14 protein-coding genes are annotated in these 19,681 nt (G+C 65.6%); 10 read left to right on the plus strand and 4 right to left on the minus strand.

What is annotated here, in order from left to right; translation table 11 throughout:
• Positions 1-56: 56 nt before the first annotated feature.
• From RBB42_RS03960 to RBB42_RS03995, 8 genes are all read left to right on the plus strand, one after another.
• Positions 57-2,330: a sensor histidine kinase NtrY-like gene (locus RBB42_RS03960; protein WP_500862272.1), complete on the plus strand. Its 2,274-nt coding sequence runs from the start codon at positions 57-59 to the stop codon at positions 2,328-2,330.
• A gap of 27 nt (positions 2,331-2,357) precedes the next feature.
• Complete coding sequence (gene ntrX / locus RBB42_RS03965) at positions 2,358-3,773, plus strand: nitrogen assimilation response regulator NtrX (RefSeq protein WP_305968212.1); 1,416 nt, start codon at positions 2,358-2,360, stop codon at positions 3,771-3,773.
• A 13-nt stretch (positions 3,774-3,786) separates the two neighbouring features.
• On the plus strand, positions 3,787-4,392 hold the full coding sequence (locus RBB42_RS03970) for a hypothetical protein (RefSeq protein ID WP_305968213.1): 606 nt from the start codon (positions 3,787-3,789) through the stop codon (positions 4,390-4,392).
• Positions 4,393-4,609: 217 nt separating this feature from the next.
• Positions 4,610-5,986 (plus strand): Trk system potassium transporter TrkA, encoded by a 1,377-nt coding sequence (gene trkA, locus RBB42_RS03975; protein WP_305968214.1) that lies wholly within the window; start codon positions 4,610-4,612, stop codon positions 5,984-5,986.
• A 66-nt stretch (positions 5,987-6,052) separates the two neighbouring features.
• Positions 6,053-7,555 carry a TrkH family potassium uptake protein gene (locus tag RBB42_RS03980; RefSeq protein ID WP_305968215.1) on the plus strand — a complete coding sequence of 501 codons (1,503 nt, stop codon included), beginning with the start codon at positions 6,053-6,055 and terminating at the stop codon, positions 7,553-7,555.
• 136 nt (positions 7,556-7,691) lie between these two features.
• The gene (gene hfq, locus RBB42_RS03985) at positions 7,692-7,931 is read left to right on the plus strand and encodes an RNA chaperone Hfq (protein WP_023849333.1); all 240 of its coding nucleotides are present in this window, start codon (positions 7,692-7,694) and stop codon (positions 7,929-7,931) included.
• Between the two features lie 17 nt (positions 7,932-7,948).
• A complete protein-coding gene (gene hflX / locus RBB42_RS03990; RefSeq protein ID WP_305968304.1) occupies positions 7,949-9,205 on the plus strand; it encodes a GTPase HflX in 1,257 nt (418 codons plus the stop codon).
• 193 nt (positions 9,206-9,398) lie between these two features.
• Entirely contained in the window at positions 9,399-9,890 is a 492-nt protein-coding gene (locus RBB42_RS03995; protein WP_305968216.1) for a P-loop nucleotide/nucleoside kinase family protein, read from the plus strand.
• Between the two features lie 10 nt (positions 9,891-9,900).
• Here RBB42_RS03995 and RBB42_RS04000 read toward each other — a convergent pair whose 3' ends face one another.
• The gene (locus RBB42_RS04000) at positions 9,901-10,779 is read right to left on the minus strand and encodes an aminoglycoside phosphotransferase family protein (protein WP_305968217.1); all 879 of its coding nucleotides are present in this window, start codon (positions 10,777-10,779) and stop codon (positions 9,901-9,903) included.
• Complete coding sequence (locus tag RBB42_RS04005; RefSeq protein WP_305968218.1) at positions 10,776-13,241, minus strand: penicillin acylase family protein; 2,466 nt, start codon at positions 13,239-13,241, stop codon at positions 10,776-10,778. Before RBB42_RS04005 ends, RBB42_RS04000 begins: the two co-directional genes overlap by 4 nt.
• 103 nt (positions 13,242-13,344) lie before the next feature.
• On the opposite strand from RBB42_RS04005, the gene RBB42_RS04010 reads away from it, so the two are divergent.
• Entirely contained in the window at positions 13,345-14,217 is an 873-nt protein-coding gene (locus RBB42_RS04010; RefSeq protein ID WP_305968219.1) for an NAD(P)-dependent oxidoreductase, read from the plus strand.
• A gap of 795 nt (positions 14,218-15,012) precedes the next feature.
• Positions 15,013-18,291 carry an Rne/Rng family ribonuclease gene (locus RBB42_RS04015; protein WP_305968220.1) on the plus strand — a complete coding sequence of 1,093 codons (3,279 nt, stop codon included), beginning with the start codon at positions 15,013-15,015 and terminating at the stop codon, positions 18,289-18,291.
• Positions 18,292-18,363: 72 nt separating this feature from the next.
• Here RBB42_RS04015 and RBB42_RS04020 read toward each other — a convergent pair whose 3' ends face one another.
• Together RBB42_RS04020 and RBB42_RS04025 are read right to left on the minus strand one after the other, a co-directional pair.
• Positions 18,364-19,245 (minus strand): Hint domain-containing protein, encoded by an 882-nt coding sequence (locus tag RBB42_RS04020; RefSeq protein WP_305968221.1) that lies wholly within the window; start codon positions 19,243-19,245, stop codon positions 18,364-18,366.
• Between the two features lie 139 nt (positions 19,246-19,384).
• Positions 19,385-19,606, minus strand: coding sequence for a sulfurtransferase TusA family protein (locus tag RBB42_RS04025; protein WP_305968222.1), 222 nt, complete (start codon positions 19,604-19,606; stop codon positions 19,385-19,387).
• Between the last annotated feature and the right edge of the window lie 75 nt (positions 19,607-19,681).

Consider the following 19,681-nt stretch of genomic DNA (forward strand, 5'->3'; position numbering starts at 1 on the left):
TATGGCGGTCGCCGGTCTCCGGGCATCCAGAGTCGGCACATTGGCGAGGGTAGGCTGTGGCCACGCGGGCACGCTCATTGTATTGGTTGCCGACTTGGGGGTCGTTCACACGCCTGCGTCGGACAAGACTTTTCCAGAATATCGTTGCGCTGTTCCTGGTCGCCCTGGGACCGGTCCTGGCCTTTGCCACCTTCATGGTGCTGGGGCCGCTGGACCAGGGGGCCGGCGCGCTGTCGCTGCGGCTCGTCCTGCTGGCCGACCTTGTCTACGTCCTGCTTCTGGCGGCTCTGCTGCTGGCCCGGGTGGCCCGGATGGTGGCCGACCGGCGGGCGCAATCGGCGGGGTCTCGCCTGCACCTGCGGCTGACCGCGGCTTTTGCGCTGATGGCGCTTTTGCCAACGGTCACGGTGGCCGTGTTTGCCGTGCTGACCATCAACATCGGTCTGGAAACCTGGTTCTCGAGCAGGGTGCAGAACGTGGTTGGCGCCTCGCTCTCGGCCGCCGAAGCCTACGAGGAAGAAAGCCGTGCCGGTCTGGTCCAGGATGCGCGCGCCCTTGGGGCCTTTCTCGATGCCAACCGGCGGCGCAACTTCGTGATGGACGACGGTGAGCTGCGCCAGGTTCTCAGCCAGGGGCAGGCCCAGATCCAGCGCGGACTGCGCGAGGCCTTTGTGATCGACAGCGCGGGCAGCATCCGCGCCCGCGGTGAACGCTCCTACCTGTTCGATTTCGAGGAGCCGTCAGAGGCGGATTTCCTGCGTGCCGATGCCGAGGGCGTGACCGTGATCCCGGACTGGGACAACAACGAGTTCCGAGCCTTGTTGCCGCTGGAGGCCTTTGCCGATCGTTACCTTTACGTCAGCCGCGAGGTCGACGGTCAGATCCTCAACCTGCTGGACGAAACGCAGGAAACCGCCCGTTTCTACCAGCAACAGGAAAGCGAACGGGGCCGGCGTTTGTTCGACTTTGCACTGCTGTACCTGGGGTTTGCCCTGCTGCTGATCCTTGCGGCGACATGGGCGGGGCTGTGGTTCGCCGAACGGCTCAGCCGCCCGGTAGGGCGCCTGACCGGGGCGGCGCAGCGGGTCGGGTCGGGCGATCTGGACGTGCAGGTGCCCGAGGAAGAGGGCGACGACGAGATTTCCATGCTGGGGCGCTATTTCAACCAGATGACCCGCCAGCTGAAGGGGCAGCGCGAAACCCTGCTGGAAAACACCCGGCAGATCGAACGCCGCCAGCGGCTGTTCGACTCCGTCCTGTCCTCTGTCACTTCAGGGGTGGTGGGCCTTGATGCCGAGGGCAAGGTGACGTTCGTCAACCGTTCGGCCGAGCGGCTGCTGGGCTGGCACGAAACACATCGGGCCGTGCCGCTGGGGGTTGCCGTGCCGGAGTTCGGGGCGCTGTTTCAGCGGCTGCGGACCGAGGCGCTGGAAACAGCGCAGGAAGAGGTCAAGGTCAGCCGGGAAGGGCGTCTGGAACACCTGCTGGTCCGCTTGTCCACGCGGCGGCGTCAGGATCGCTCTCTGGAAGGCTACGTTGTGGCCTTTGACGACGTGACCAACCTGGTCAGCGCACAGAGGATGGCCGCCTGGGGCGACGTGGCCCGCCGCATCGCGCATGAGATCAAGAACCCGCTGACGCCGATCAAGCTGTCTGCGGAACGCATCCAGCGCAGCTTTGCCAAGCGGCTGGACGGGCCGGACGCGGAAAAGGTGGCGGACCTGACCGAACGGATCGTGCGCCGCACCGACGATCTGCGCCGTATCGTCGACGAGTTTTCCAAGTTCGCGCGGATGCCGGAACCGGAGCGCCGCCCCGAGGACCTCTGCGAGATCCTGCGCGGCGAGGTGCTGATGCAGGAAACCGGCCAGCCCGGTGTACGCTTTGTCACCGACCTGCCGGAGGAGCCGATGCCCGCGGAACTGGATTCCACCATGATCGGGCAGGCGCTGACCAACCTGATCAAGAACGCAGGGGAGGCGGTCGAAAGCCTGCAGGAAAAAGGCGCGCCCGAGGACTATCAGGCGGAAATCCGCGTGATGGCGGAGGCGCAGGACGGCCGGGCCGAGATCCGCATCATGGACAATGGCATCGGTCTGCCGGAGGACCGCGCGCGGCTGTTCGAGCCCTACGTCACGACACGCGACAAGGGCACGGGGCTTGGCTTGCCGATCGTCAAGAAGATCATCGAGGAACATGGCGGGACGCTGGTGCTGGAAGATGCACCCGCCTTCGCCGAAGGCGCCCATCAGGGCGCGATGGCAGTTGTGCGGCTGCCGCTGAACCGTGCGGCAGACCTGCCGCGGGCGGCGGCCCTGGAAGATGTTTGAGCACGAAGGAATGAGAGGGCAGAGACAATGAGCGACATCCTGATCGTCGACGACGAACGCGATATCCGGGAACTGATCGGCGACATCCTCGAGGACGAGGGCTTTGCCACCCGGCTTGCCGGCAACAGCCAGGAGGCAATGAACGAGATCAACTCCGAACCGCCGGCGCTGCTGATTCTCGACATCTGGCTGAAAGACAGCAAGATGGACGGGATCGACATCCTCAAGACCGTCAAACGCGACAACCCCGATATTCCCGTGGTCATCATTTCCGGCCACGGCAATATCGAGATCGCCGTGGCCGCCATCAAGCAGGGCGCCTACGACTTCATCGAGAAGCCTTTCAATATCGACCAGTTGCTGGTGGTGATCCGGCGCGCGATGGAAACCTCCAACCTGCGGCGCGAGAACGTGCAGCTGAAACGCGGCGAGGTGAAGTCCGCCGAGATGATCGGCGAAAGTGCCGCCTTCCGTGCGTTGTTGGGGCAGTTGGAGAAGGTGACCAAGTCCAATGGTCGGGTGATGCTGACCGGTCCGGCCGGGGCGGGCAAGGAAGTGGCCGCGCGCTATATCCACGCCCAGTCGAACCGGGCCAAGGCGCCCTTTGTGACCGTCAACTGCGCGGGCGTGGAACCCGAGATGATGGAAGCGATGCTCTTTGGCCGCGAAACCGCCAAACGCGGGATCGAGCCCGGCTTGTTGGAGCAGGCACATGGAGGCGTGGTCTACTTCGACGAGGTTGCCGATATGCCCACGGGCACCCAGTCCAAGATCCTGCGCGTGCTGGTGGACCAGCAATTCACCCGGGTCGGCGGCAACGACAAGGTGCGCGTCGACCTGCGCGTGATCTCCTCGACCAACCGCGACCTGCAGGACGAGATCGCAGCTGGCCGTTTCCGTGAGGAACTGTACCACCGGCTGAACGTGGTGCCGATCGCGGTGCCCTCGCTGGCCGAGCGGCGCGAGGACATCCCGGTCCTGGCGGGCCATTTCATCAAGCAGTGCAACCAAGCCCAGGGCCTGCCGGTGCGCGAACTGACAGAAGAGGCGGTGGCGCTGATGCAGACCATGACCTGGCCGGGCAACGTGCGCCAGCTCAAGAACCTCGTCGAGCGTGTGCTGATCCTGGGTGACGGCACCGGGCCGATCGAGGCGCGGGAACTGCCGCAGGAAACTGCCCCGGGCGAAGATGCCGAGGGGCGCGTTGTCCTGTCGGGCACGCTGGCGACCCTGCCGCTGCGCGAGGCGCGTGAGGCCTTTGAACGGGAATATCTGCTGACGCAGATCAACCGGTTCGGCGGCAACATCTCTCGGACCGCGTCTTTCGTGGGGATGGAGCGTTCGGCCCTGCACCGCAAGCTGAAGTCGCTGGGCGTGGTCACCTCGGCCAAGTCCGGCGCGCGGGTGGCGCGCGTGGACGAACAGATCACGGAAGCCTCCTGAGCGGCAGGCCGATATGGAACTGACACGACGGGCAGCCATCGGGGTGGGGGCGCTGGCCTTGGCGGGCTGTGCCGCACCGCCGGGTGCCAGGGCGCCGGACGAGGGGGCGGCCCTTGTCGAGGTTCCGGAGACCCCCGCCGAAAAGATCGCGGTTCTGGAACGGGCCGTGCTTGCCCTGGGACCGGGGGTGGACCCGGCAGAGGCGGCGGCTGTGGCGCGGATTGCGGTGCGTGAGCCGCTGATATGGGCCGAACGCTGGGACGCCGTGGACCCGCCGCTGATCCACAACATCCAGGTGAACACCGGGCGCAAGCCGCGCGGGCTTTGCAAGGACTGGGCCGATGATCTTGAGGCGCGATTGAAGAACGAAGGTCTGCGCAGCCTGTCCCTGCATCGGGCCATTGCCAATGCGGACAACCTGCGGATCGAACATTCGACGGTGATCGTCTCTACCCGGGGCGCGCCGATGGACCAGGGGCTGGTGCTGGACCCGTGGCGGCTGGGGCAGGGGCGGCTGTGGTTCGGCCCGGTTGCCAGCGACCCGAGATACCGCTGGGTGCCACGGGCCGAGGTCTTTGCCATGAAACGGGCCCGCCGGGCGCGCCGCGAGGGCCGATAGGGCCTCAGGACGTCGTCGGGACGGGACTGTTTGCGGCTTTGCCGCAAAGGCGCCCGCCCGCCGACCCCGTTGCGCGCCTTGCGGCACGCTTCTGTGCGAGCAGTCGTTAGGGAACGGCGGTGTGGGCCCCGGGACGCACCCCATTGACGGCGCTGCCCCCGCGTGCGAGGCAAAGAGGTCAGAGCCGGGACGCGGTGCAGATCGGGGCGCAGGGCGCATGAAGGTCATCATTTGCGGGGCGGGCCAGGTTGGCTGGCAGATCGCCCGCCATCTTGCCGGAGAGCGCAACGACGTCACGGTGGTGGACAACAATCCCGATCTCGTGCGCCGCGCCACCGATACGCTGGACGTGCAGGGGATCGCGGGCTTTGCCTCTTACCCCGACGTGCTGGACAAGGCAGGCGCGCGCGACGCCGACATGGTGATCGCCGCCACCTATTCCGACGAGGTCAACATGGTCACCTGCCAGGTGGCGCATTCGGTCTTTGCGGTGCCGCGCAAAATCGCGCGGCTGCGCGCGGAAAGCTACCTGACCGCGATCTATTCGGACCTTTACCGGCGCGATCACATGCCCATCGACGTGGTGATTTCGCCCGAACGCGAGGTGGCGGACGCGGCCCTGCAACGGCTGGCGGCGCCGGCCGCCTTCGATACCGAGAGTTTTCTGGACGGCAAAACCCAGCTGATGGGGCTGACGATCGACGCGGGCTGTCCGATCGTGAATACGCCCCTGCGGCAATTGACCGATCTGTTTTCCACCCTGCGATCCGTGGTGGTGGGGGTGAGGCGCGACGGGGTGCTCTTTGCGCCGGAATCCGGGGACCAGCTGTTCGAGGGCGACAGCTGTTACGTCATGGTGCACGCGGATGACGTGCAGCGCACGCTGGAGATCTTTGGCAAGTCGCTGCGCAAGCAGGAACGCGTGGTGATCGTCGGCGGCGGCAATGTTGGCTTGTCGGTGGCGCGGCGGCTGGAGACGGGCAAGATCCGCGTGCGCGCCAAGATGATCGAGCGCAACCGGAAGAACGCCGAACGAGCCGCCGAGGAACTGGAGCGCACCATCGTGTTGCACGGCGACGGGCTGGACGCGGGGCTCTTGGTCGAGGCCGGGGTGGCCCGGGCGGATGCGGCGCTGTGCGTGACCGATGACGACAAGGTCAACATGCTGGCCGCCGTGCGCGCCAAGGCCGCAGGTTGCCCGATGGTGATTGCGTTGATCAACGACCCGACGCTGGTGCCGCTGATGGAACCGCTGGGGATCGATGCCTACATCAACCCGCGCTCGACCACGGTCAGTTCGATCCTGCGCCACATCCGTCATGGCCGCGTGAGCCAAGTCTATTCCATCGGCGATGCCGAGGCCGAAGTGATCGAGGCCGAGGTCTTGTCGACATCGCCGATCTCGGGCAGCCGGATTCGTGAGATCGACTTTCCCGAAGGCGTTCTGGTGGGCGCTGTGCGCAAGGGAGACAAGGTGGTCAAGCCCACCGGCTCGCTCAGGATCGACGAAGGCGACAAGATCGTCATCTTTGCACTCGCGGGCGATGTCCCGGAGGTCGAGCGCCTGTTGCAGGTCTCGATCGATTACTTCTAGGCGCGGTGCTGTGAGGCGCTTGGGGGGCAATGCCGGTTGTGGCGGTCGGAAAGGGGGCGTCAGCCGATGAAGGCCATCGCGCGATTGCCACTGTTCCTGCTTCTGACCGGGCTCGGGTCATTCTCGATGCTATTGCCGGCGATCTTTGCCTACCTGATCGAGGAGCACCACGATGCGCGTACCTTTTTCTACGGGGCGCTGTTGGGGCTGATCCTGACGGCCCTCGTGGCCTTGGCCCTGGGCAACCGGCACCACAACCAGAGCGCGCTGCGCCAACTGGTGGCACTGGCGGCGGGCTTTGTCGTGTTGCCGTTGATCTTTGCCGTGCCCTTCCACGAGGCGGTGCGGACCACCGGATTCGGCAATGCCTATTTCGAGATGGTGTCGAGCTTTACCACCACCGGCGCCACGATGTTCGATGCGGCGCGCCTGTCGGGGCCGGAACACCTGTGGCGGGCGCAGGTCGGTTGGATGGGCGGCCTGGTGATGTGGATCGCCGCCTCGGCGATCCTGGCGCCGCTTGCGCTGGGGGGATTCGAGGTCACGGCCAGCGGAGAGCCCGGGCAATCCTTTGCCCAGGGGGCCATGAACACCGGCCCGACAAGCCCGGCGGAACGGTTGATGCGCAGCACCCACGTCCTGTTCCCGATCTATAGCGGGCTGACCCTCGCGCTTACGGTGATGCTGCTGGTTGCGGGCGATCCCCCGCTTGTGGCGGTCAGTCACGCCATGTCGGTCATGGCGACCTCTGGGATCACGCCGCTGGCCGACCTGGGGGCTGCACCCAGTGGCCTTGCGGGAGAGATGATCCTCTTCTGCTTTCTCTTTTTCGCCCTGTCGCGGCTGACCTTTTCCGCCGATACCCGTCAGGAACGGGGCCTGTACTACGATCCGGAATTCCGCCTGGGCCTGCTGATCGTGGTGGCCGTGCCGCTGGCCATGTTCCTGCGCCACTGGGTCGCCTCGTTCGATGTGGGCGAGGAGCAGAACTGGGTCGCGGGGCTTCGGGCGCTCTGGGGTGGGCTGTTCACGGCGGCCTCGTTCCTGACCACGACGGGTTTCGTCAGTGGCGACTGGGATACGGCGCAGGACTGGTCGGGTCTGCCGACACCCGGGATCATCCTGATGGGGCTGGCGCTGGTGGGAGGCGGCGTGGCGACAACCGCAGGCGGGGTCAAGCTGTTGCGTGTCTATGCCCTGTACCTCAACGGAAAACGCGAGATCGAGCGCCTGGTACATCCGCATTCGGTGGGCCGCGCCGGGCTGCTGGGGCGCCGGATCCGGCGCGAAGGGGCCTTTATCGCCTGGGTCTTCTTCATGTTCTTCGCCCTGACCCTGGCGGCAATGACGATGATCCTGGGGGCTTACGGGGTGGATTTCGAGCGGGCCACAGTGCTGACCATTGCCACGCTGTCGAACACCGGGCCACTTGTCGACACTGCCGCTGCGATCGACCTGACGATGATCCCCTGGGACGCGCAATTGATCCTGTGCCTGGCGATGGTGCTGGGCCGGCTTGAACTGCTGGCAATCATCGTCATGATAAGCCCCGAGGTCTGGCGCGAATAGTTGCGCAGAGACATCCACCGGGGGCCGGCTGCGCGGATTCGGGGATTTTCGGCTGGAAACTCCCGTCTCCGCATACCATACTCTCCCAGACGAGGGCAGCCCGGCGCGCGGGCACGGCAAGAATAAAGGCAATTCAATGGCTTCTGATAGACAGAACCTGCAGGACGCGTTTCTCAACCACGTCCGCAAGACAAAGGTCCCGGTGACGGTCTTCCTGATCAACGGGGTCAAGCTGCAGGGTGTCATCACCTGGTTCGACAATTTCTGCGTTCTGCTGCGCCGCGACGGCCAGTCGCAGCTTGTCTACAAACATGCAATTTCGACCATCATGCCCAGCCAGCCGATCAACCTGTATGACGGCGAAGGGGACGCGTGAGAGAACACGCGCCGCCTGTGACCCGGGCGTGGGTCCTGCATCCTGACATCAAGAGCGACCCAGAGCGCCGCGATGCTCAAATGGCCCTCGAAGAGGCCGTGTCCCTGGCTCATGCGCTGCCGGGGCTTGAGGTCGTGGGGGCACAGATCGTGCCGCTCCCGCGGCCGCATCCCGGTGCGCTGTTCGGGTCCGGCAAGATCGATGAACTGCGCGCCAAGCTGAAAGCCGAGGAAATCGACCTTGTCCTGGTCGATGGGCCGGTGACGCCGGTACAGCAGCGCAACCTTGAACGCGACTGGAAGGTCAAGCTGCTGGATCGGACCGGGCTGATCCTCGAGATCTTCTCGGATCGCGCGGCCACCCGCGAAGGTGTGCTGCAGGTGGAAATGGCGCACTTGAACTACCAGCGTACGCGGCTTGTGCGGGCCTGGACCCACCTGGAACGCCAGCGGGGCGGGCTGGGCTTTGTCGGGGGCCCCGGCGAAACCCAGATCGAGGCCGACCGCCGGGCCATCGACGAACAGTTGGTGCGCCTGCGTCGGCAACTCGACAAGGTCGTCAAGACGCGCGAATTGCACCGCAAGGCGCGCGCCCAGGTGCCTTATCCGATCGTGGCGCTGGTGGGCTATACCAACGCGGGCAAATCGACGCTGTTCAACCGGCTGACGGGCGCCGAGGTCATGGCCAAGGACATGCTCTTTGCCACGCTGGACCCGACGATGCGGGCGGTGCGCCTGCCGACGGGGGCGGACGTGATCCTGTCGGACACGGTGGGCTTCATCAGCGATCTGCCGACCGAACTGGTCGCCGCCTTCCGTGCAACGCTCGAAGAGGTGCTGGCCGCGGATGTGATCGTGCATGTGCGGGACATCTCCCACCCCGAAACGGAAGAGCAGGCCGAGGACGTGCGCAGCATTCTCGACAGCTTGGGCGTGGCAGAGGACACCGCGCAGATCGAGCTGTGGAACAAGCTGGACCAATTGGGGCCGGAAGAGCTGGAAACCGTGCGCATCCGCGCCGCGCGCAACCCGGATGTCCATGTCACCTCTGCCCTGACGGGTGAGGGGCTGGACGCATTCCTGGAGGCCGTGACAGAGGCGCTTGGCGCGGAACGTGTCGAAGAGGATCTTGTCCTCGGCTTTGCAGAGGGCAAGCGCCGGGCGTGGCTCTTTGAAAAGGGGCTGGTCGAGGAAGAGCGCCAGGACGAGGACGGTTTTCATCTGCGCGTCCTCTGGTCGGCGCGCGACAAGGCGCGGTTCCAGACCCTGGGGTGATCCGACGCCTGGTCGATGGAACCAAGTGGACATGCGCCCCGATTCATGCGATCCAGCGCGCATGATGATCCATGTTCAGACCAACGGCGCCCTGCGCCGCTTCCGAATTACGGTCCCGGCCTGAACAGCCGGGCCGGGTAGTTCCTGTTCTGAACGTCAATGGCGCGGGACGCGCCGCACAAGGATCTCTGTCATGTCTCCTGAATTGCCGACCCTGCACATGATGTGCGGGAAAATTGCCGCTGGAAAATCGACGCTTGCGGCGCAACTGGCCCGACCCAAGGGCACAGTGCTGATCACCGAAGATGCCTGGCTTGACGGTTTGTTCGCGGATCAGCTGGCCACCCCGCGCGACTATCTGCGCTGCACGGCGAAACTGCGGGCCGTCATGGGGCCGCATGTTGCGGCGCTGCTGGATGCCGGGGTTTCTGTAGTGCTGGATTTCGCCGCCAATACCGTGGACCAGCGCGCCTGGATGCGCGGCATACTCGAGGCGACGGGTGCGGCGCATCGGCTGCACCTTCTGGCACCGCCGGACGAGGTCTGCCTCGACCGGCTGCACGGGCGCAACACCTCGGGCACGCATCCCTTTGTCGTGACGGACGAGCAGTTCCACCAATTCTCGCGCCACTTCGTGCCACCAGGGCCGGAGGAAGGGTTCAACGTGGTGAGGCACGAGTCATGAGGGAACCGGGTCAGATCACGGCGCTCTCGCGTTCCAGCAACGCGCGGGCAATCTCCCAGCGCCGACGCTGCCTCTTCGAGGGCGCCTCCGGCGTATTGGCCCAGACGCTGATCGCAAAACAGCGCTGAAGGAACAGTCTGACCTCGGGCGCGGTGACATCGTCGCCATAGCCTGCGCGCAGCGTTGCCAGAGCGGTTTCGTCCCCGGCGAAGTCAAGAACGTCCAGGGCGAGCGAAAAGACGTCACGCAGCGGCTCGTCCTCTCTCGCGTTCTCGAAGTCGATCCCCCAGACCGAACCCTCGGGGCCGCTGACGAGGTTGGAGAGCGTCAGGTCGCGGTGCGTGATGGCACGGGTGGCGGGCAGGCCGCGCACCGTGGCGCGTGTCTCCTTGAGCGCGCGCGCGGCAGAGACCAGCCCCTTGGCCTCTAGCGGGCTGCGCTCGCCTGCCTCGACCGCATCCACCAGCCGGGTCAGCCAGTTGACCTGTCCCTTGGGCAGGAATTTGCGTTCACGCAGGCTGAGCCCGTGGTAGGCGGCCAGCCATTCCCCGGCGGCCCGCAACAGCGGACCGGGGGCTTCGCTTTCCAGCCGGTCGCGGAAATCCGGCCCGCCCGCGTCTTGCATGACCAGCGCCCCCTTGCCGAACCACAGAACGCGCGGCACGCGGTAGGGGCCATGTGACAATACCGCCGCCAGCTCGGCCTGCCGCAAAGCCTGACGCGAGGCCTTGGCCTCGGCCTTGCGTGGCCAAAGCTTGACCACCGCCGGCACACGTCCGCGCGACGGCCGGTAAACCCATGTGTCCGGCCCGTCACGCAAGACTTCCAGCCGCCCCGACCATTCAGGCCAGAGCTTTTTAAGCACCTCGGTCGCGCGCTCTTCGCTCATGGTTTGACCAGCCGGGTGATCCCGACAGAGGCAGCGCGTGCTAGGCCCACGTCCAGCGACATGGGTATGTATTCCCCGCGCCGCCACAGCTGGCCGAGATCGTCGTAGTGGCGGGACAGCGGGTGACCCGACTGGCCGGTCGCCGAGACAAAAACCGAACTGTCGGGATCGGCAAAATCATAGACGCCGCGATAGCCTGCGCCATGCACGTTGGCGAAGGGATCGGGATCGCGCCCGGAGGTCACACCCCGTTGCAGCGTATGATCCCCTCCCGAGGTGGTTTGCCGGATGTTGACGAAGTACCGAAGGATGGGCACCTGACCCAGGACCGGGTGTTCGTGCGTCGCCAAGTGTTCGTCCCCCCAGCGCAGCGATTCCAGCGCCTTGCCGGAATGTTCCTCGATCCAGATCAGCGCGTCATCCAGCGCCAGCCGCGCGATGTCGGTGCAGCTTTCCACCGCCGCTGACCGGATCACGTCGCACCAGGCGCTGGCCCCGTCCACGTCGCGAAAGACGCGTTCGATGAACAGCGGTTCCACATGGTCGAACTCTTCGGCCAGCGGGCCCAGGTCGTCGCGGATCAGTCGGGTCTGCAACGCCCTCAGCCAGGCGGAATAGAGCAGCGGTTCGGGCAGGTGCTCGTTCATTTCGCCGTTCCAGTTGGCCAGCAGGTCCAGCGCGCGCTGGCGGCGGCGTTCCGGCGTGCCTTCGGGCGCGGCCTCGGAGGTATACCAGAGATCCCTCCCGATCAGCGGCAACAGGGTGCGCGCGGCAGGCGATACCGTGTCCAGCTGGGCCTCGACGAAACTGTCGCGGGTATGGACCTTGCGCCCCTGCATCATGGTCTGCCAACGCTGCACCCGCTGGCTGTCACCCCAGTGAAAGCTGACGTGATCGGGAAAGGCCCGGTCGACCAGCTTGTTGTTGGTGTTGCCGACGATACCGCCCTGGGGCGCCAGGAATTCGGGGTTTGCCGAAAAGGGAAAGATCCCCTGCCAACGGTTCGCCGCGATCCAGCCGCGCGCGGGCAGGCGGCCCAGGCTTTCATGCGCGGGGTCGCGGCGTGGCATGGCGCCGACCAGCTTCATCGCGACGGTCTCTTCGTCGATCAGGGTCAGGTTCTGCGACGGTGCGACGTAGAGGCGCGAGACTTCCATCGCCTCTTCGACCGATTGCGACATCATCAACCCGATGGCGGCCGAGGCCGATGTGTCCTCGTGGCTGAGCGCGGTCCAGGCCAGCGACACGAGGTGCCCGGGCGGCGTGATCTTGTCCAGGTCGAACTGCGAGGCGGGCAGGATCGGGCCGTTGTCCGTCCACAGCAGGTTCAGCGTGACGGGTGCCTCGTCCTTGATGCGGATGATCGACTGGCGGCTCTCGAAGGGCTTGAAACCGTCGGGCGTGCGGTACTCGCCGGGCGCATCGGGGTTCAGTTCCTCGAAATACAGATCCTGATCGTCGAGGTAGGACGAGGTGATTCCCCAGGCCAGTTGCTCCGACCGGCCCACCATCAGCGCGGGAATGCCGGGAATCGAGGCGCCGATCACGCTGCCGGATTTCAACTGCATCCGGGCGAGATACCAGTAGGTCGGCGCGGTGAAACCAAGATGCGGGTCATTGGCCAAAAGCGTCCCGCCCGAGGCCGACCGGTCCGGCGCGGCGGCCCATACGTTGGACGCACCCGCCAGTCCGCGCCGCGGTACCGGCCAGAGGAAATCGCCCCCCACGGGCGCGGCGTTGGCTTGGCGCGTGCCGCTGCCCTGCGGCAGTTGCGCGACGCGGGGCAGGGCGGCGACACCCTTGCCGGGCATGTCGGGCAGGATGTCTGCCAGGCGTTTTTCATCGCCCAGCAGCAGCGAGGTCCGGGCGCGCAGCACCTCCTCGCCGATCTGACCCGAGAGTTGCAGCGCCATCAGCTTGATCACCGCCAGCGAATCCGCCGGTTGCCAGGGCGCGATCTCGGCGTTGAAAAGGAAAAACTCGGGCGCACCGCGCCCAAGGCTGTTGGCGTTGATCTCAGCAATGCGCGCGTTGATGCCCGCGGCATAGGCCTCCAGCGCGTCGAGCGTTCGGGGGTCCTGATGTTCGACAGAGGCCTTGGCGGCAGTGTAGATGTCCAGCCGGCGCAGCAGCGTATCGGTGCGCAGGGTGCGACGGCCAAAGAGTTCCGACAGGCGGCCCTGCGCGGTGCGACGCATCATCATCAGCTGCCACAGCCGGTCCTGCGCGTGCACATACCCCAGCCCGAAGAACGCATCCCGGTCCGATAGGGCCATGATATGCGGCACGGCGGAATTGTCGCGCACGATCTCGATATCCGCGGTGATCCCGGCAACGGGCAGGGTCTTGTCGTAGTCCGGCAAGGAGCGGGACCCAAGGTAGTAGACCAGCGCCACGCCGATGACGATCAGGGCGACCGCCAGGCTGGCCAGCCGCAACAGCCATCGGAACACAACCGCCATTTCGTTCTCCGTCCATATGGGCTAGGTCAGATCGCAACGGGATTAACTTGCCAGCCCGGGCTTGCCAAGGGCAGGCTGGCTGGCGCGACGAGGGGAGAAGACGATGGCGAAAACGGCATTTCTGGGCCTTGGGGTGATGGGCTACCCGATGGCGGGCCACATGGCGAAGGCCGGGCACGAGGTCACGGTCTACAACCGGACCGCCGCCAAGGCCGACAAATGGGTGTCCGAATTCGGTGGTACGGCGGCGGCGACCCCGCGTGAGGCCGCGCAGGGCGCGGATTTCGTCATGGCCTGCGTCGGCAACGACGATGACCTGCGCGGGATCTGCACGGGCGAGGACGGCGCTTTTGCCGGCATGTCCTCGGGCGCGACCTTTGTCGATCATACAACCGTGTCCCAGCAGGTGACGTTGGAACTGTCCTCTCTCGCCGCCGAGCGCGGCCTGGGATTCGTCGATGCGCCGGTGTCCGGCGGGCAGGCGGGGGCCGAGAACGGCCAGCTTGTCATCATGTGCGGCGGCGATCAGGCAAAATACGACGCTGCAGAGCCGGTCATGCAATCCTATGCCAAGCTGTGCAAACGCCTGGGCGAAAGCGGCGCCGGGCAACTGTGCAAGATGGTCAACCAGATCTGTATCGCCGGCCTCGTGCAGGGCCTGTCCGAAGGGCTGCACTTTGCCGAGAAGGCGGGGCTGGACGGCGCGGCAGTGGTCGATGTGATCGGCGGCGGCGCGGCCGGGTCGTGGCAGATGGTCAACCGCTACCAGACCATGCTCGCCGACGAATTCGAGCATGGCTTTGCTGTCGACTGGATGCGCAAGGATCTGGATATTTGCCTGCGCACCGCGAACGAAAATGGCGCCTCGTTGCCTGTGACCGCGCTTGTGGACCAATTCTACAAGGACGTGCAGAAAATGGGCGGGGGGCGCTGGGACACCTCGTCTTTGATCAAGCGTCTGCGGGCGATGGGGTAAGGCCGAAAGCCCGTTACGCCACCCTGCAAACTGCCCGGCAGCCCTTGGAGAAACGAAACCGTCCTGTGATCGAAAGTGATAGCAGGCGTGATGCCGGGGCCGTTGCCGGGCGGTAAGGTGAATGATGGCATCCACTTGAAGGCCACACTTCTGATTTTGATGGAACTTGCGCTGCTTGAAAGACAGTGCCTGCGCGCCGGACCGCTGCCGAGTGTTGCCATCAGCTTCGGTTGAGCCGGTGTCGGACCGTCGGGCCGCAAGGCCTGTCGGCACAGGTGAGCCGGATCCGCTCGATCTCGATCGTGGTCGTTTGCTGCGGCAGAGGTGCAAGGCATCACCGCGCTCACGGGCCAAGCGGCCTGACGCTGCGAGAGGCCTTTGAAACGCGCCGAGAGCGGTGCGTGGGGCTGCGCGCGTCGCAATCGCTATTGTCATTCCCATCCCGCTGGCCTTATGTTAGCGGTTAGGTCGCGCGCAGAACATGCCGCGCCGAAGATTTCGCTGACCGTGGACCCTGACATATCGGACCCGGCCAGACCGATCGGGCCGCAAGGCCATAGTCCCTGCCCGGACCGCCACAAGCGACGGGCGCAATGAATGGGCGCCGTCCCGGCCCAATGCCGTAGACGCGCGTCGGAGAAGAACCGCGATGAAGCGCGCGACTGACATGAGGCATGAGGCAGGGACATCGGTTTCCCGCCATGCCATCGCGCACCATCTCGCCCAGACAAGACACGCTTCAACCGCCGCGCGCCCCCCGGGGCCGGCGGTGCGTTGGGTGTGCAAACGGATAACATGGCAAAGAAAATGCTCATCGATGCCACCCACGCGGAAGAGACCCGCGTCGTGGTGGTGGACGGAAACAAGGTCGAGGAATTCGACTTCGAGTCCGAGAACAAGCGGCAGCTCGCCGGCAACATCTATCTAGCCAAGGTCACGCGGGTCGAACCCTCGCTGCAGGCGGCGTTCGTCGATTACGGCGGCAACCGTCACGGTTTCCTGGCCTTCTCGGAAATCCACCCCGACTATTACCAGATCCCCATCGCCGACCGTCAGGCGCTGATGGAAGAAGAGGAAGAGGCCGCGCGCGCCGCTGCCGAGGAAGAGGATAAACCCAAGAAGTCCCGCTCGCGCTCGCGCAAGCGGTCGACGAAGGCATCCGACAAGACGGACAAGGCAGAAAAGGCTGACAAGCCGGCCGAAACCGCCAAGGAGACCAAGCCGCGCGAACCCAGCGGCATGGAAACCATCGACCTGAACGACGACCTTGAAACCGGTGCGCCGGGTGAGGGCCTGTCGCCGATGGAAACCGTGCACGAGACCCCGGTCGAAGAACCGGACGCTGCTGATCCGGCCCCTCAGGAAACGCCGGTCGAACCCGATCCGGCGCCGGAACCCGCGCCCGTGGAGACCCCGGTGCAGCCTGATCCCGAGGCCGATCCGGCCCCGGCCGAGGTGCCCGCACCCGCTGAGACCCCCGAGGTGCCCGGCTCCGAAACCGCCGCGGACCCCGCTCCGGCGACCGAGGCGCTGACGCCGCTGGACACCGACCCTGCCGCAGAGCCTGTGCCGAGCCCGGAAAGCGAAGACACCGCCGAAGCTGCGGAGCCCGAGGACGCACCCGACGGCGAAACGCCGCCGCGTCCCATTGCCGAAGGCACCAAGGACGAGGCCGCCGTTGTCTCGCAGGACCCGGAAACCGGTGACGATCCTGTGGCGCCGGAAGAGAGCGAAACACCGGAAGCCGCCGAAGTGGCCGAGACCGATGCCGCCCCGGTGGCTGCAGAGACCGCCGAGGACGACGGTGCTGACGAGGCCTCTGAGGAGCTTGACGACGAGGATGAGGCGGACGCCAAGGACGATGCCGCGGCGCGTGACGCCTCGATCGAGTCCGTGGCTGACGACGACACCGAAGAGGACATCCGCCCGGTCCGCAAGCCGCGCCCGCGCCGCTACAAGATCCAGGAGGTCATCAAGGTCCGCCAGATCATGCTGGTGCAGGTCGTCAAGGAAGAGCGCGGCAACAAGGGCGCCGCGCTGACCACCTACCTGTCGCTGGCAGGCCGCTACTGTGTGCTCATGCCGAACACCGCGCGTGGCGGCGGCATCAGCCGCAAGATCACCAATGCGACCGACCGATCCAAGCTCAAGGAAATCGCGCAGTCGATCGACGTGCCCAAGGGCGCGGGCCTGATCATCCGGACGGCAGGGGCCAAGCGCACCAAGACCGAGATCAAGCGTGACTACGAGTACCTTCAGCGTTTGTGGGAACAGATCCGCGAACTGACGCTGAAGAGCATCGCGCCGGCCAAGATCTACGAGGAAGGCGACCTCATCAAGCGCTCGATCCGGGATCTTTATTCGCGCGAAATCGACGAAGTCCATGTGGAAGGCGAACGGGGATACCGGGTCGCGAAGGACTTCATGAAGATGATCATGCCGTCCCACGCCAAGAACGTGAAGCATTACACTGACCAGATGCCGCTGTTCGCGCGCTATCAGGTGGAAAGCTACCTTGGCGGTATGTTCAACCCGACGGTGCAACTGAAATCCGGTGGTTACATCGTGATCGGCGTGACCGAGGCGCTGGTGGCCATCGACGTGAACTCGGGCCGTGCGACCAAGGAAGGTTCCATCGAGGAGACCGCGCTCAAGACGAACCTGGAGGCCGCCGAGGAGGTGGCGCGCCAGCTGCGCCTGCGCGACCTCGCGGGCCTGATCGTCATCGACTTCATCGACATGGACGAGCGCAAGAACAACGCCGCCGTCGAGAAGAAGCTGAAGGACAAGCTGAAGACCGATCGCGCCCGCATCCAGGTGGGCCGCATTTCCGGCTTTGGTCTGTTGGAAATGTCGCGCCAGCGTCTGCGCCCCGGTATGATCGAGGCGACGACCCAGCCCTGCGCGGCCTGCCACGGGACCGGTCTGATCCGCTCGGATGACAACATGGCGCTGCAGATCCTGCGCCAGATCGAGGAAGAAGGTGTGCGTCGCCGCTCGCGCGAGGTGCTGGTGAAATGCCCCATCGGCATCGCCAACTACCTGATGAACCAGAAGCGCGAGCACGTTGCCATGATCGAGGCGCGTTACGGCATGTCCGTACGTGTCGAGGGGGACCCGCACCTGGTCGCGCCCGACTTTTCGATGGAGAAGTTCAAGACCGCGACCCGCGTCGTGCCCGAGGCCACCGCGCCCGTGGTGTCGGTTGACACCTCGTTGATGGACCAGGTGGACGAGGACACCGAGGCCGAACCGGAAGAAGAGGCAGAGACGCCCCAGGCCGAAAAGCCGGAGACGCCCTCTGACGAGAACGGCGACGAGGGCAAGCCCAAGAAGCGCCGCCGCCGCCGCCGCCGCAAGTCGAAGTCCAAGGACAATGGCGAGGGGGCGGACACGGGCGCCGAGGGGAGCACCGACAAGGACGACGCGCCGAAGGAGGCCGAGAAGCCTGCCGAAGTTGCCGAGGCAGCGGATGAGGCCAAGACCTCTGAGGCCGTAGAGGCGGATGCGCCCAAGGCCGACGAGGGTGAGGAAGCTGCCAAGCCCAAGCGGACCCGCACACGGTCGCGCCGCTCGCGCAGCAAGCCTGCCGAAACCCAGAGCGAGCCCGAACAGGACAAGGCGGCAGACGCCGAAGCTGAAACGGCCAAGCCCGAAGCGACTCCGGAGCCGACGCCGGAAGTGACCGAAGCGCCCGTCGCCGAAGCGGCGGAACCGGCTGCCGAGGTCGCGCCCGTGGCAGAGACAGCGAAAGCGCCCGAGGCCGAAGTAAGCGAAGCCCCGGCCGAGGCCGCAGCCGAAACGGTCGAGGACAAGCCCAAGCCCGCGCGCACCCGTCGCAAGGCGTCTGACGTGATTGCCGCCGTGGTCGGGACTCCGGTCGCGGAAACCACTGCGGCTCCGGCCGCGGCATCCGAGGACGCCGTCGAGGACGCCCCGGAAGCAGAGGCCGCGTCGGAAACCGCCGAAGCGCCAGCGGAGCCTGTGGCCGAGGAGGCGCCCGAACCCGTGACGGAAACCGCCGAGGCCGAGGACAAGCCCAAGCGGCGCGGTTGGTGGTCCCTGGGTCGCTGATCCGGACTTGCTGAAACAGAAAAGGCCCCGCCGAACCGGCGGGGCCTTCTTCGTTCTGGAGGGGGCTGCGGCTCAGGCGCTCAGACGGCGCGCCTCGATCGCGCGGTCCAGCCGGTCGCGGATATCGGCGGGCACCATGCGCCGTGACGAGACGCGGGGCCGGCGCATTTCGGGAATGACCCGCTCGGCCGCGTAGAGATCTAGATATTCCTGGAAATTGTCGAACTGGCTGCGGGCGACCGCGTCCACGAGTGTTTCGGCCGGGGCGCCGTTGGCCAGGATGACCTCATGTGCCGCGGTCTCGACATGGTAATAGGTCACATGCTCGGGCAGCTGCGAGAGCGGCACAAATGCGATGCTGTCGCCGTTCACCAACGCCGCCGCGTTGATCACATGGCCGTCCACGATCAGCCCGTGATCGGCGGTGACGGTCAGATCGTTGTGGGGCAGGCCGCCGCCAAGGGCTCCGGCTTGGACGCAGACGGCCTGCAGGGCGTTGCCCGCGACCGCCGTTGGCCGTGTCACGACACCGATCCAGACGACCTCTGTTGTGCCTTTTTCCTCTGTCGCGATCCGGTCGCCGATCTTCAGTTGCTCCACAGCGGTCTCGCCTTCGGGCGTTGCGATCAGCGTGCCGGGGGCAAAGCAGGCGCCGGTGAAGGTCGCGCCATTGTCAGTGTAGGTGGGCGGTGGGCCAACAGGGACCTCGTCCATGAAGACGACGTCATAGGTCGGATCGAAGTCCCAGTTGAACACCGGCCAGACCTTGCCGTTCACGACCGCCGTACCGACGTAGGTATAGTCATATGAGAACGCGTTGACGCTGTCGCCGATCTCGAAACTGGTGTCGGCGTCACCATCCGTCAAGACCGTGTTGAACGGCCCCTGGACCGCGGCGCCCGTTAGGGCACCGTTCTGATAGGTGACGGAGTATGTAGCCGTGAAGCTGCCCATGATCGTATCCTTTGAAACAAACTGAAGAGTGGCCAACCACACGCGGGCAACCAAATAGTTCATTCGTTATACAGGCAATCTCTTTCTCACCAAGCGAGATGTCCGCCCGAGCAGCACTGAAACCGACGCAAAGGGCGGATTATCCCTTGCGAATGCGCCAGGTTATGCTCCCGGCCTCTTCCTCGTGCCCCTCAAGGACATGCCCGGCCTCGGCACAGAAATGCGGCACGTCCACCACTGCCGCCGGATCGTCGGTCATCAGAACCAGCACCTCGCCAGCGGCGATGCCCTGCAGACGTTTGCGGGCCTTCAGAACGGGCAGGGGGCAGAGCAGGCCGAGGGCGTCTAGTTCATGGGTCATGCACCTGATCTAGCGGCTTGTCCCGGCAAAGAAAAGCGCCCGCGCGCCATGCCGAAGATGTGACAGAGAGGTCAG

The organism is Mameliella sp. MMSF_3455 (assembly GCF_030733205.1).
Lineage (GTDB): Bacteria > Pseudomonadota > Alphaproteobacteria > Rhodobacterales > Rhodobacteraceae > Antarctobacter.

Bases quoted from the DNA above. Each gene is read 5' to 3' on its own strand.
- RBB42_RS04025 (WP_305968222.1), bottom strand. From the start codon at position 19,606: ATGACCCATGAACTAGACGCCCTCGGCCTGCTCTGCCCCCTGCCCGTT.
- RBB42_RS04000 (WP_305968217.1), bottom strand. From the start codon at position 10,779: ATGAGCGAAGAGCGCGCGACCGAGGTGCTTAAAAAGCTCTGGCCTGAA.
- trkA (WP_305968214.1), top strand. From the start codon at position 4,610: ATGAAGGTCATCATTTGCGGGGCGGGCCAGGTTGGCTGGCAGATCGCC.
- RBB42_RS04020 (WP_305968221.1), bottom strand. From the start codon at position 19,245: ATGGGCAGCTTCACGGCTACATACTCCGTCACCTATCAGAACGGTGCC.
- RBB42_RS04010 (WP_305968219.1), top strand. From the start codon at position 13,345: ATGGCGAAAACGGCATTTCTGGGCCTTGGGGTGATGGGCTACCCGATG.
- hfq (WP_023849333.1), top strand. From the start codon at position 7,692: ATGGCTTCTGATAGACAGAACCTGCAGGACGCGTTTCTCAACCACGTC.
- RBB42_RS03995 (WP_305968216.1), top strand. From the start codon at position 9,399: ATGTCTCCTGAATTGCCGACCCTGCACATGATGTGCGGGAAAATTGCC.
- ntrX (WP_305968212.1), top strand. From the start codon at position 2,358: ATGAGCGACATCCTGATCGTCGACGACGAACGCGATATCCGGGAACTG.
- RBB42_RS04015 (WP_305968220.1), top strand. From the start codon at position 15,013: ATGGCAAAGAAAATGCTCATCGATGCCACCCACGCGGAAGAGACCCGC.
- RBB42_RS04005 (WP_305968218.1), bottom strand. From the start codon at position 13,241: ATGGCGGTTGTGTTCCGATGGCTGTTGCGGCTGGCCAGCCTGGCGGTC.
- RBB42_RS03980 (WP_305968215.1), top strand. From the start codon at position 6,053: ATGAAGGCCATCGCGCGATTGCCACTGTTCCTGCTTCTGACCGGGCTC.
- RBB42_RS03970 (WP_305968213.1), top strand. From the start codon at position 3,787: ATGGAACTGACACGACGGGCAGCCATCGGGGTGGGGGCGCTGGCCTTG.